The 12,702-nt window shown below is 68.1% G+C and carries 8 protein-coding genes and 1 tRNA gene; 4 read left to right on the forward strand and 5 right to left on the reverse strand.

Going from position 1 to position 12,702, the window contains the following annotated elements; translation table 11 throughout:
• On the forward strand, positions 1-438 hold a 438-nt coding region (locus ACILQR_RS06365), incomplete at its 5' end, for an inositol monophosphatase family protein (RefSeq protein WP_395650631.1).
• The gene (locus ACILQR_RS06370; protein WP_395650632.1) at positions 435-1,472 is read left to right on the forward strand and encodes a glycerophosphodiester phosphodiesterase; all 1,038 of its coding nucleotides are present in this window, start codon (positions 435-437) and stop codon (positions 1,470-1,472) included. The genes ACILQR_RS06365 and ACILQR_RS06370, both read left to right, overlap by 4 nt.
• Positions 1,473-1,474: 2 nt before the next feature.
• Here the strand turns inward: ACILQR_RS06370 and ACILQR_RS06375 are convergent, their stop codons facing one another.
• The 5 genes from ACILQR_RS06375 to ACILQR_RS06395 all read right to left on the reverse strand — a co-directional run bounded on the left by ACILQR_RS06375 (position 1,475) and on the right by ACILQR_RS06395 (position 10,159).
• Positions 1,475-4,726, reverse strand: a complete 3,252-nt coding sequence (locus ACILQR_RS06375) for a S41 family peptidase (RefSeq protein ID WP_395650633.1) — start codon at positions 4,724-4,726, stop codon at positions 1,475-1,477.
• Between the two features lie 79 nt (positions 4,727-4,805).
• Positions 4,806-7,229: a penicillin-binding protein 1A gene (locus ACILQR_RS06380; RefSeq protein WP_395650634.1), complete on the reverse strand. Its 2,424-nt coding sequence runs from the start codon at positions 7,227-7,229 to the stop codon at positions 4,806-4,808.
• 379 nt (positions 7,230-7,608) lie between these two features.
• Complete coding sequence (locus ACILQR_RS06385) at positions 7,609-8,316, reverse strand: exonuclease domain-containing protein (protein WP_395650635.1); 708 nt, start codon at positions 8,314-8,316, stop codon at positions 7,609-7,611.
• Positions 8,317-8,354: 38 nt separating this feature from the next.
• Positions 8,355-9,989, reverse strand: a complete 1,635-nt coding sequence (locus ACILQR_RS06390) for a DUF5605 domain-containing protein (RefSeq protein ID WP_395650636.1) — start codon at positions 9,987-9,989, stop codon at positions 8,355-8,357.
• 96 nt (positions 9,990-10,085) lie between these two features.
• Positions 10,086-10,159: transfer RNA gene (locus tag ACILQR_RS06395), tRNA-Cys, on the reverse strand.
• A gap of 153 nt (positions 10,160-10,312) precedes the next feature.
• Here ACILQR_RS06395 and ACILQR_RS06400 point away from each other — a divergent pair.
• Positions 10,313-10,957 carry a protein-L-isoaspartate O-methyltransferase gene (locus ACILQR_RS06400; protein WP_395650637.1) on the forward strand — a complete coding sequence of 215 codons (645 nt, stop codon included), beginning with the start codon at positions 10,313-10,315 and terminating at the stop codon, positions 10,955-10,957.
• 137 nt (positions 10,958-11,094) lie between these two features.
• Positions 11,095-12,645, forward strand: a complete 1,551-nt coding sequence (locus tag ACILQR_RS06405) for a TolC family outer membrane protein (protein ID WP_395650638.1) — start codon at positions 11,095-11,097, stop codon at positions 12,643-12,645.
• Positions 12,646-12,702 lie beyond the last annotated feature (57 nt).

Genomic DNA, 12,702 nt, shown 5'->3' on the forward strand with positions numbered 1-12,702 from the left:
ACCTACAACCCCGTCATGAACGAGCTGTTCTGGGCCGAGAAGGGCAAGGGCTGCTATCTGAACGACCAGCGCATCCGGGTCGCCGGGCGGCGTGATCTGTCCGAGAGCCTGATCGGCACCGGCCTGCCCTTCATCGGCAAGACCGGCCATTCCCAGACCATCAAGGACATCCACGCCATCAGCCAGCGCACGGCCGGCATCCGCCGCCTGGGCTCGGCGGCGCTGGACTTCGCCTGGGTCGCCTGCGGTCGCTACGATGCTTATTTCGAGCGCAATCTGAAGCCCTGGGACGTGGCGGCCGGGGTGCTGTTCGTCACCGAGGCGGGCGGGGTGGTCACGACCATCGACAACGACGGCGATCCCAAGACCGGGTCGTCGGTGCTGGCGTGCAATCCCGAACTGCATCCGCAACTGCGCAAGATCCTGCAAGCGGCGTGATCCGCGCGGTTCTGATCTCCCTTCTCCTGCTTACGGGAGCGCCCGCCCTGGCCCAGGTTCACCCGCTCGTCATCGCCCATCGCGGGGCCTCCGGCGAGCGGCCCGAGCACACGCGTGGTGCCTATGAGCTGGCGATCGACCAGGGTGCCGATTTCATCGAGCCCGACCTGGTGATGTCGAAGGACGGTGCCCTGATCGTCCGGCACGAGAACGAGATCGGCGGCACGACCGACGTGGCGTCGCGGCCCGAGTTCGCTGACCGTCGGCGGACCCGTTTGGTCGACAGTCAGTCCGTCACCGGCTGGTTCACAGAGGACTTCACCCTGGCGGAGCTGAAGACCCTGCGCGCCCGTGAGCGGCTGCCGCAGTTTCGGCCGGGCAACACCACCTTCGATGGTCGAGAACCGATCCTGACCTTCCAGGAGGTGATCGATATCGCCCGCGCCGGTTCGGCGAGGACGGGACGGACAATCGGCGTGGCACCGGAGCTGAAGCATCCGAGCCATTTCCGCGACCTTGGTCTGGACATGGTGATGCCGTTCGTCGCGGTGCTTTTGGCCAATGAGCTGACCGGCAAGGACGCGCCCATCCTGATCCAGTGCTTCGAGGTCGGGGCGTTGAAGGAGCTGCGACAGGCCGAGGTCGCCGCACCCCTGCTGCAACTGATCGCCGCCGGGCAGGGGCCGGCCGATGTGCGGACCCTGTTGCAGACCGTCATGACCTCGCCATCGGGCCTTTCGGACATCGCGACCTATGCCGACTGGATCGGGGTCGAGACGACGCTGATCGAGCCGCGCGACGAGACGGGCGCTGGCCAACCGGCGACGTCCCTGATCGCAGACGCCCACGCGGCCGGGCTGAAGGTCGTCGGCTGGACCTTCCGCGCCGAGAACGTGTTCCTGCCGAAGGGCGATCGCCACGGCGTCCTGTCCGCCCAGCACGGGGACCTGACCGCCCAGCTGAGGCGGCACTATGCCCTGGGCATCGACGCCGTGTTCAGCGACTTTCCCGGGATCGCCGTCGAAGCCCGCTAACTCTACTGGGTCGATGTCGGAGCGGCCGGCGGGCCGTTGAGCAGCACTGCCACCGCCGCGTCCAGCTGCGCATCGACACCCGCGCCAGTCTCGCCCAGTGGCCGTTCCACCACGATGTCGACCGGGCGGGAGTTCATCTCCATGTCGTCGCCGGCGATGCCCTGGATGCGGGTCGAGGGGGTGCGCAGGGTCGAGCCGTCGATCAGCCGCTCGCCGCCGGTGAAAATGATCCAGCCCGCCGTCGGCTGGCCCACCACCTTGCCGAGGCCGAGCGCGCGATAACCCTCAGTGAAGTCCTCGGCGTCGGACAAGGACGATTCATTCGTCACCAGCACCGTTGGCAGGTCGAGCGCACGCTGACCCAAGGCCTGACGCCCCGGCATCGAGAACAGGTCCCGTGGCGTCATGGTGAGGAAGTTCCGGCGCGAGAAGACGTCCAGGGCATAGCCGTTGACGAAGCCGCCGTTGTTGTTGCGGATGTCGATGACGACGCCCTGCTTCGACTGGTTCTGGGCGTCCAGGTCCAGATAGAGCTGGTTCAGCGATCCCTCCGACATGTCGGGGATATGGACATAGCCCAGCCGCCCGCCCGAGACCCGCTCGACATAGGCGCGGCGATTGTTGACCCACTGGCGATAGACCAGGCCCGCCGCCGCCGAGGCCGAGACAGGTCGGACCACGGCGTCGCGACGACCCGCTGTACCCTCGATGCCGAGGACCGTGCGGCGCCCGACCTGGTTCTGGAGCAGGGCGTCGAGGTTGGTCGAGGCGGTGATGGTCGAGCCGTTGACCGAGACCAGCCGTTCGCCGACCTTGACCGTGCCCTCGATGAAGGCAGGGCCCAGGGTGATGACCTCGCGCACCACCAGGCCGCGACCGGCCTCGAACGCCTCGCGGTCGTAACGCAGGCCAATGTCGCCGATGCGGTCGGAGCCCGGGCCGCCGGCGGGACGACCGATGCCGCTGTGCGAGGCGTTCAGCTCACCGATCATCAGGCTGATGACACGGCGCATCTCGTCGGACGTCCGCGCCCCCGCGACATAGGGCTGGTACCGGGTGCGCAAAGCGGGCCAGTCCTGGCCGTTGAAGTCGGGGTCGAAGAAGACCTGGTTCAGGATGGTCCAGGCCTGGTCGAAGACGGCCATCTTCTCGCGCGAGAAATCGACCTCCATGGAGGCGGCGATGGCGGTGGCCTTGGGGCGGGGGTTCTCCAGCGGGCTGGAGATGACCGTACCGCCCTCCAGATAGACTAGGGTCTTGCCGTCCTTGGTCAGGGCGAAATCGGCCTTGGGCCGGGTCGTGGTGGTGAGCTGCTGGGCCACCGGCGGTTCGGCGGCCAGTTCGTCCATGGAGTAGGAATACAGATTCTGCTGGCCCCGCTCGCTGGCGCGGAAGACCAGGGTCTTGCCGTCGTCGCTGATGACCGGGGTGTCGGCGTTCAGGCCCAGCGGCAGGATGGTGGCCCGCTCGCGGATGCCCTCATAGACGATGGCGACCGAGGGTCTGGCCGGCTGGGTCGAGGGGCCGGGCGGGGTTGCGGGCGTCGCGCCCTCGGCCGGGGGCGTCGTCTCCTCGGGCTTGGCGGGGTCGAACAGGCCGCGGAACTGGTCCTCGCGATACTTGGGGACGTGGGGCAGCAGGTCGACGCGGACGATGCGGGAATCCTCGGTACGCTGGGACGTGTCGAACAGGATGAATTTGCCGTCCGGCGACCAGGCGACGCCACCCAGCTGGCCGTTGGCCAGGAAGGTGATCGGGCGGGCCTCGCCACCGGCAGCGGCGACGACGTGCAGGTTGGTGAAGGAGCGGCGGTCCACGACGGGAAAGGCGATGTTCAGGCCGTCAGGGGACCAGACGGGGCGGGGTCCGCGCTCGTCGGTGGCCAGGGCCCCGGTGAACAGGAGGCGATCCGTGGTGGGCTTGCCGGGCGTCGGCAGGGTCAGCAGGCGCAGTTCGCGGTTGTTGAGCACATAGACGGCGGACTTGCCATCGGGCGACCAAGCCAGGGCCGAGGCGATGCCGGGGCCGGTCAGGACGGTCTCGGTCAGGGCGGCGACGTCATAGGTGGCGACGACGCGGTCCAGGCCGCGCTCAGACACGTACAGCAGCTTGCGCGAGTCGGGCGACCAGACGACTTCGCGCTCGGCGCCGATGCTGGTGGTGATGCGCTGGGCGGGGCCGCCGTCCTTGAGCGAGGCGGCGAACAGCTCGCCCCGGGCGATGACGGCGACCTTCTGGCCGTCGGGCGACAGGGCCATTCGGTCGAAACTGGTCAGGGGCAGGATGCGCGACCCCTCGGCCGCTGGTCCGCCACGCAGAGTGATGGGCACGGCCGCCGCCTGGCCTGTTGCGGGGTCGAGACGCCAGATACCGAACTCCCGCTCGAACACGATGGCCGAGCCGTCAGCGGCGATCGAAGGGTAGAGGACGCGGCCGGTCTTGAAGTCGGTGACGGCCTGTGCCGCGCCGCCGGCTGTGGGGATGCGCCACAGGTTCTCGGTGCCGGACTTGTCGCTCATGAAATACAGGGTCTGACCGTCGGGGGTCCACATCGGCCAGGCGTGGCGGGCGTCGTCGTCGAGCAGGCGGCGGTAGGCCCCGTCCTGGGCCACGCCCTTTACCCAGATCTCGCTCTGGTCGATGTGGGAGGAGCCGTTGCGCCACCACTGGCCGTTGGAGAAGCCGCGCGCCATCAGGGCGATGGACTGGCCGTCGGGGGAGGGGGCGGCCTGGAACTCGGAGAGGTACTGTTCGCGGCTGACCTCCAGCGGGGTGCCGCCCGTCGCGGCGACGCGGAAGATGTCGGGCTGGCGGCCCACGTCGTTGATGGCCGAGGCGAAATAGAGCCATTTGCCGTCGGGGGACCAGGCGTCGAGCTCTTCATTGGCCTCGGCATAGGTGATCCGGGTCACGACGCCCGAGGTCCGGTTCAGGACGTAGATGTTGGCCTGGCCGCCGCGTGTCGAGGTGAAGGCCAGGAACTGGCCGTCCGGCGAATACAGGGGCCGGCCTTCCGTCGCCGCGTCGGTGACCAGCAGGCGGGCGACACCGCCGGTCGCCTCGACCTCCCAGACGTCACCGCCGGAGACGAAGGCGATCATCGAGCCGTCGGCGGACAGGGACGGCTCGGCGAGCGACTGGCGGGCCTCGACGGAAGTTGAGGTCGGGGCTGCCGTCTGGGCCAGCGCCAGGGTCGGGCCCGCTGCGACGACACCCGCCATCACCCACGCCGCCGCGCGCATCGTCCAGTTCATCCGCCCACCCTCTCGAAAGCCACGACAATCAGCTTCGCAGGCGGGGCGCGGAAGGCAAGACGGTCAGGCGGCCGTTGACTTAATAAAGACCTTCGAGGTCCTGGGCCGGGGCCTTGGTCGGGGGTGGTGGCGCTGACGGCGGTGGGGCGGTCGGGCCCTGCGCCGGGGTGGCGTTCAGTTCGTTGCGGATCACGTCGTCATAGGTCTGGGGGCCGACGGGGGCGGTCGGGTCGCGCGGGGCCTCTTCCTCGCGAGCCCGCTCGGTGCCGGGACGGAAGGCTTCCTCAACGCCGCGCACGGTGCGGAAGATGGCGTTGCGCGGCCGCACGAAGGGACGGGCGGGGCGTTCCTTAAGGGCCGCCTGCATGAACTGGTTGAAGATCGGCACCGGGGTGGTGGCGCCCGTCTCGCCGGAACCCAGGGAGCGGTTGTCGTCGAAGCCGATGAAGACCCCGACCACGATGTCGGTCGAGAAGCCGACGAACCAGGCCGAGCGGTAGTCGTTGGTCGTGCCGGTCTTGCCGCCGATCCAGCGGCCCAGGCCCCGGGCACTGGCGGCCGTGCCGCGCTGGACCACGCCTTCGAGCATGGACGAGATCTGATAGGCAGTGATGGGGTCGATGACCTGGGTTCCGCGCGGCTGGAGACGGGGCGATTCCTGGCCGGAGAAGCCGCGTCCGCACTCCCGGCAGTTGCGGCGGTCGCCGCGATAGATGGTCTCGCCATTCCGGTCCTGGATGTATTCGATCAGATAGGGATCGACGCGGCGGCCCCCGTTGACGAAGGCGGAATAGGCGGCGGTCAGGCGATACGGGGTGGTCTCGCCGGCGCCCAGTGACACCGACAGGTTGGGCTGGAGGTTATCCGACACGCCCATCTTCTTCGACAGTTCCACGACCTTGTTCATGCCCACGGCGTTGGCCAGGCGGACGGTCATGACGTTGCGCGACAACTCCAGGCCGCGACGCAGGGTCTGGGGGCCGTAGTATTCGCGGCTATAGTTCTCAGGGCTCCAGCGGCCGCCGTTGGCACCCCCGGCAAAGCTGATCGGGGCGTCGAGCACGATCGAGGCCGGGGTGAAGTCACCGGATTCCAGGGCCGTGGCATAGACGATGGGCTTGAAGGCCGAGCCGGGCTGACGCTCGGCCTGGGTCGCGCGGTTGAAGCTGGACAGGGCGTAGGAATAGCCGCCGACCATGGCCAGGACCCGGCCCGACTGGGGTTCGATGGCGACCAGGGCACCGTTGACGGCCGGGATTTGCTTCAGGGCGTACTGGCCGCCCTTCTTCTCCACGAAGATCAGGTCGCCGCGCTTCAGGCCACGGGTGGCGTTGGCCCAGGACACGTCGGCACCGATCAGGCTGCCGGTCTCGCCGGTGCGGGCCGTGACGATCTGGACGCTGCTTCCGGCTGCGGCGGTGACGGCGGCGGCCTCCCAGGCGCGGCGTTCGGGCGGCGCGGTCTTCTTCAGGGCGTCGGCCTGCCAGCCGTCGGCGAGGTCAGTGGTGCCCCAGGCCCCGCGCCAGCCGTGGCGGCGGTCGTAGTTCTCCAGCCCCGTCATCAGGGCATCGCGCGCGGCAGTCTGGAGCGAGGGGTCCAGGGTGGTGCGCATATAATAGCCGCCGGCGTTCAGCTGGGCCCCGACGTCGGGGTTGGCGGCGGCGATGCGGCGGGCCTCTTCGACGAAGAAGTCGGCGTCCTGGTACTGGGCGCGCTTGGGGGCGTCCTGGGTGATCAGGGGGCGCGCGCGCAGCTCGGTCAGGTTGGCCCCGTCCAGCCAGTTGCTCTGGTCCATCTCGCCGAGGACCCAGTCGCGGCGGCCCTTGGCGGCACCGGGGTGGCGTTTGGGATGATAGTTGTTCGGGCCCTTGGGCAGGGAGGCCAGGAAGGCGGCCTCGTCCGGGGTCAGTTGGGCCAGTGACTTGCCGAAGTAATTATAGGCGGCCGAGGCGACGCCGTAGCTCCGGTAGCCCAGGAAGATCTCGTTCAGATACAGCTCGAGGATCTGCTGTTTCGACAGGGTGGCCTCGAGGCGACTGGAGAGGATGGCCTCCTTCAGCTTGCGGCCGATGGTCGATTCGTTGGTCAGCAGGACGTTCTTGGCCACCTGTTGGGTGATGGTCGAGCCACCCTCGAGCCGGCGACCGGCGACGAAGTTGAAGATGTTCTTGAACATCGCCCGGCCCAGGCCCGACACGTCGATGCCGCCGTGGGAGAAGAAGTTGCGATCCTCGGCCGCCAGGAAGGCATGGATCACCGGCTGTGGGATCTGGTCATAGGTGACATAGATCCGGCGCTCGTCCGAGAACTCGCCGATCAGGGTGCCGTCGCCGGCATAGACCCGCGTCGCGGTCGGCGGGCGATAGTCAGCCAGATCCGAGGCGTCGGGCAGGTCGTGGAACAGCCAGGCGGCATAGATCGCCACCACCAGCCCGGCCAGCGCAATCGCGCCGAGCAGGCCGATGCCCGCCATCACGAACCAGCGTTCGGCAACCTTCACCATCGACTCCGGGAGACCCTCAGTGAACCGGGTTTAGACCGCGCCGCCGGGCAATCAAAGGGGCGGTGAGACGCCAGTCTCAGGATACGGCGTAAAAAGCACTTAGTCGAACAGTGTTTCTCGAACCATCCCTGGTTTCCGAGCGGGTCGGCACCGAATGGCATCCCGGGAGTCCGGACTCAAAAAACAGAGTCCGGAGAGTCCGTTGAGTCCGGACTCCACCGGGAGCGCCAGGGGTGCGAGATGTCAAAGACCGAGAGGTCCATCCTAACACGGGTGGGACCCCAGGCTTGCCGAAGGGGCCGATGTCGCATCAATCCCTTGTCGTGCAACGGATTGGTCGGTCGAAGTTTGAAACCCGGGGTCGGCATACCAGCCGGATTCAGGCCTGTGCCCGCCGTTCGATCTCGGCGCGGGCCGCAGCCACGACGTCGGCGTCCATGTCGGACTGGCCGGCCATCCAGCGCAGATAGTCGTCCGGCACCTGGGCCCAGGGTTTGCGGCGGTGCTTGCCGAAGGGAACGGTCTCCACGTCGCGCGGGGCGTTGGACCATTCGATCATCTGTTCGATCGAGGCGGTCTTCATCAGGTCGATCAGCGTGTGGGCCGTGACCCAGGCGTCGGGGCCGGCGCGGTGGGCGGGGTCGGCCAGGGCCGGGTCGTGGCGATGCCCGCGCCAGTAGCGCAGCACCTGGTTGGAATGGCCGGGTGCGTCGGGCCAGACCTGTTTCGCGCTGCGCAGGGTGCAGATCCACGGCAGGCCGCCATGGGCCGTGTCGGCGATGAACCCGCGTTCGAACCGGGCCGAATGGGCGACCATGACGTCGGCGGGCCCGCAGGCCGCGAACAGCTCGCGCAAGGCATATTCATCGCAGTGGGGGTCGGCGTCGCAGAAATGATCGGGCGTCAGGTGATGCACGGCCATGGCGTGGAACGAGATCTCGCCGCGCGGCCGGAACAGTTTCGACACCGGGGGCAGGGCGGTCCATCCGCCGTCGGACCCTTGAACGACATCGACGATCCCGACCTCGATGATCTCCGAGGTCCGGTCCCCGCCGGTGGTTTCCAGATCGACGACTCGCAGGCGCATGGTGCGGATATAGGCTGTGTCGGAGGTTCTGCGACCCGCTAGGTGGCCCGCTCAAGGCGGATCGCCATCCAGGATCGGCCCGGCAGCGTGACCGTCGGCCGGGCGGGGTCGTGGAAGAAATATTTCGTGCCGTCCTTCTTCGCCAGGGTGAGGACGTCGGGTTGCCGGGTGATCCGCATATTCCAGGTGTCGATCACATCCACATGGAAGCGTTCGCCGCCGGTGATGCCGTCGCGGGGCACGTCGATGGCCCATTCCGTCGGTGTCTCGTCGCCGAAATAGCGCAGGTAATACTGGCCGGGCGCGCCGCCGAGATGCTGGTCCCACCATTTGTCGATCGGTTCGATCCCGGGGCGGGGACCGGCCTCCATGACCGATTTCAGAAAGGCCAGGCGAGGCCAGCTCTCGCCGCGCAGGGTGCCGCCCTCGCCGAGCCAGAAGCCGCCGCCGACCGGGAAACATTCCGAATGGCCGACATAGGTTCCCGCGACCAGGCCGTGCCAGAAGGCTCGGACCATCTCCTGGCCGGTGAGATTTCCCCACCGCTCGTCGAGGGAGCCCTCGTAGCAGACCTCGTCGAACACCACGGCCTTCTTCCAGACGCTGCGATAGGTCTCGGCCGTCGTGTCATCGAGCACCGCCGAGCCGTTCTGGATGCTGGAATGGGTCACCCAGGGCTTGCCGTTGTCATACAGCACCCGCCAGTTGTGGATCGAGCGCAGACGGCCGTAAGGGTCATGGTCGCGAACCACTTGGAACAGCCGGTCCCAGTCTGCCTCGGTCTTTGACTTCAGGATGTCGTACTCGTTGGCTAGAGACCACCAGACGTTCCGGTAGGCCGCGAGGCGTGCCGTGACGTAGCGCACGTAGCGAACGTCATCCTCGGCCTTCATCTCGTCCAGCCCGAACTTTCCGTCATACGGATGGAACAGGATCAGGTCGGCCTGGATGCCCAGGTCGCCCAGTGCGCTGACGCATTGCTCCAGCCGTCGAAAGAAGGCGGGGTTGAAGGTGGCGGGATCCCAGTCGCGGTCGCCGTCTCCGGTGCGGGCAAAGGGGAAAAGGGCCTCGTTCGTGGTCAGGGAGGTGTTCGGAAACACCAGCATACGGATCTTGTTGAACGGGGCTGAGCGAAGCGTCGCCAGGGTCTCCTGTCGTTTCGCCGGCGGTTGATGCGTCCAGCCGTAGCTGGTGGTGCCGACCTGTCGGAACGGCGTCCCGTCGGCATAGGCGAAGTGATAGCCGGCGGTCACGCCGACGGGGCCATGGTTTTCCCCTGTGGCCGGTCCGACATCGACGACGCCCTCTGCACCGTCCAGCGTGGCCTGATCGCTGCGGGCCCGCCAGCGCCACTCGCCCGTATCAGGTGGCGAGAACCGTATCCGCCAGACGTCGTCGCCATCGTAGAACCCCGGGATGACGAGAGAGGTCGCGCCCTGGCTGAACACCGCCTCCAGCCGGACGTCGAACGGGCGGGGGCCGCCGGGGGCCGTCAGGACGATCTCGTGCAGGCCCCAACGCTGGATCGCGGTCGAGGCCACGGCGCTCGTACCTCCGGCAAGGGCGGCGGCCCCCGCGGTCATGACGGTCAGCGTCTCGCGGCGGGTGATCCCGGTCTTCATGGCGTTCCCCTGGTTCGCGTCGAGCGCGTTGACCCAGAGGCTGAACGTCACAGGCCTTCGCTGCAAGCCGGGTGCTGCTGTCGAAGAGGTCATAACGCCGGAACCGGCGACCGCAGGGCAACGCCGAACCTGGGCATTGAAAGAGGTTGGAGGCCTGACCGGGAATCGAACCCGGGTGCAAGGATTTGCAGTCCTCTGCGTCACCACTCCGCCATCAGGCCGTCTCAATCCCGGGGCCCCGGCGGAGGGGCCAAAGTCTCGCAGGGCTGGGCCTCGCGAGGCGCGGTTGCTATCAGATCGGATTGTCGGCCGCAACGCGCGGACCTATAAGCGGCGCTGATTTTCAAAGATTCTCTCACCGAAGGCCGTCGAAGATGGATAACGCCCCCGTGGACACGGCTGCTGCGCGCAAGGTGATGGTGGATTCGCAGGTCCGGGTGAACGACGTCACCGACCGGGGTATCCAGGCCGCGCTGCTGTCCGTCGCGAGAGAAAAGTTCTGCGCGCCCGACCGCGCCTGGGCGGCCTATGCCGAGGTCGAGGTCGATATCACCGGCGACCGCAAGCTGATGATGGCGCGTGACGTGGCCAAGCTGTTGCAGGCGCTTCAGCCGCGTTCCGGCGAGACGGCCCTGGCCATCGCGGCACCCTATGCTGCGGCGGTTCTGGCGGCGATGGGGTTGAGCGTGACAGCCCAGGATTCGGACCAGGCGGTGCTGGACGTGGTGTCCGAGGGCCTTGCCGAGGCGGGCGTAGCGACGGTCATGCAGTCGCTGGCCCAGCCGTCCGGCGACAACTACGACCTGATCGTGTCCGAGGTCGGCGTGGCCCAGCGGCCCGAGGCCTGGATCGCTGCGCTGAAGGTCGGCGGGCGTCTGGCGGTCGTCGAACGGTCGGGACCGGCCGGCAAGGCGGTGCTGTACGTCAAGGGTCGCGAGGGGGTGTCGCGGCGCGAACTGTTCGATTCCAACCCCGGGGTCGTGGCCGAAATGACGCCCGCGCCGGCTTTCGCACTTTAAGGTAGCGGCGGCGCGACGGAGCCCTCTGGCGCCCGCGTGAATAAAACTTAACTGGCGCAGGGCGGTCGACCTGCGCTTTACGCCGACTGCAACAGTTTATGGCGCGCTCTCTCCGGCGCGATCATCGGGATAGGGTCATGCTGAAACGTTCGTCCGTGCTCGCCTCGGCCTGCGTCGCCGCCGTCATGGCGGGGATTGCCGCGCCTGCCTTCGCGGAGACCCTGCAAGAGGCTATCGCCCTGGCCTATCGCACCAACCCGACCCTGCTAGCCCAGCGCGCCAACCAGCGGGCGCTCGACGAAAGCGTGCCCCAGGCGCGGGCAGGCCTGCGGCCCCAGATCGATGTCTCGGCGAGCGCCAACTACAGCCGCGTCCACGCGGGGGCCAATGAGACCGCGCCGACGGCCGGTATCGACATCAACGGCGACGGGGTCGACGACATCCCGGCCTCGCCCGGTTCGGACGGGGTCAGCGAGGCGACGACGGGTTCGGCCTCCATCGGCCTGTCGCAGACCCTGTATTCCGGCGGCCGTATCGGTCACGCCATCTCGGCGGCCGAGGCGAACGTCCTGGGTGGGCGGGAGAACCTGCGGGCGATCGAGCAACAGGTGCTGGCCTCGGTCATCCAGGCCTATGTCGACGTGCTGCGCGACATCGAGATCCTGCAGATCCGCCAGCAGAACCTGACCGTGCTGCGTCGCCAGCTCGACGAATCCAACGCCCGCTTCGAGGTCGGCGAGATCACCCGCACCGACGTGGCCCAGTCCGAATCGCGTCTGGCCCAGTCCCAGGCCGACCTGGCCAATGCCCAGGCCCAGCTGTCGGTCTCGCGTGCCGCATACGCCGCCGTCGTGGGCCAGGCCCCGGCGACCCTGGTGACGCCGCCGCAACTGCCCGGCGTGCCGTCCGATTTCGAGGTCGCGCTGAGCACCGGCCTGGCCGAGAACCCGTCGATCAAGGCCGCCGAGTATCAGCTCCGGGTCGCCGAGAGCCGGGTCGCGGCGGCGCGGGCCGAATATCTGCCCTCGGCGCGGCTGACCGCGTCCTATGGCGGGTCGGGCAGCCCCGACGGCTTCGACCTGGCCGACCGCACGGCGTTTCAGGCCGGGGCCTCGATCTCGATCCCGCTGTTCACTGGCGGGCTGAACCAGTCCCGCGTGGCCCAGGCCCGCGAACAGGCCAATGCCGCACAGATCGGCATCGAGGGCGAGCGCCGGGGCGTGCTCCAGGACGTGTCGTCGTCCTTTGCCCAGGTCATCTCGACCCGCGCCAGCCTGGCGGCGGGCGAGGAAGCCGTGCGGGCCGCGACCGTCGCGGCCGAGGGCGTGCGTCAGGAGGCCCAGGTCGGCCTGCGCACCACTCTGGACGTACTGAACCAGGAGCTGGAGTTGAGGAACGCCCAGATCCTGCTGACCAATGCCCGGCGCAACGAGTATGTGGCCCAGGCCCTGCTGCTGTCGGCCATGGGTCGGCTGGAGGGGGGCGATCTGGATCCGAACATCGAGCTGTACGATCCGGCCGCCAATGCGAACGCCGTGCGCAACCGTGGGGCCCTGCCGTGGGACGCGGTTCTGGAAACCATCGACCGAATCGCCGCCCCGCCGGTCATGCCCGCCAACGATGCGGCCGACGCGCCGATCGACGAGCAGTTGAAGTCCGACGTCATCCGTACCGCGCCCGCCGCCTGAACCTGCGGGTCCACGGACATTAACCAAAGACGCGAAAAACGGCCGTTGATTCCGTTG

Source organism: Brevundimonas sp., assembly GCF_044239655.1.
Classification (GTDB): Bacteria; Pseudomonadota; Alphaproteobacteria; order Caulobacterales; family Caulobacteraceae; genus Brevundimonas.

Excerpts from the sequence above, each read along its gene's own strand:
- ACILQR_RS06400 (WP_395650637.1), top strand. The coding sequence starts at position 10,313 with ATGGATAACGCCCCCGTGGACACGGCTGCTGCGCGCAAGGTGATGGTG.
- ACILQR_RS06375 (WP_395650633.1), bottom strand. The coding sequence starts at position 4,726 with ATGAACTGGACGATGCGCGCGGCGGCGTGGGTGATGGCGGGTGTCGTC.
- ACILQR_RS06380 (WP_395650634.1), bottom strand. The coding sequence starts at position 7,229 with ATGGTGAAGGTTGCCGAACGCTGGTTCGTGATGGCGGGCATCGGCCTG.
- ACILQR_RS06385 (WP_395650635.1), bottom strand. The coding sequence starts at position 8,316 with ATGCGCCTGCGAGTCGTCGATCTGGAAACCACCGGCGGGGACCGGACC.
- ACILQR_RS06405 (WP_395650638.1), top strand. The coding sequence starts at position 11,095 with ATGCTGAAACGTTCGTCCGTGCTCGCCTCGGCCTGCGTCGCCGCCGTC.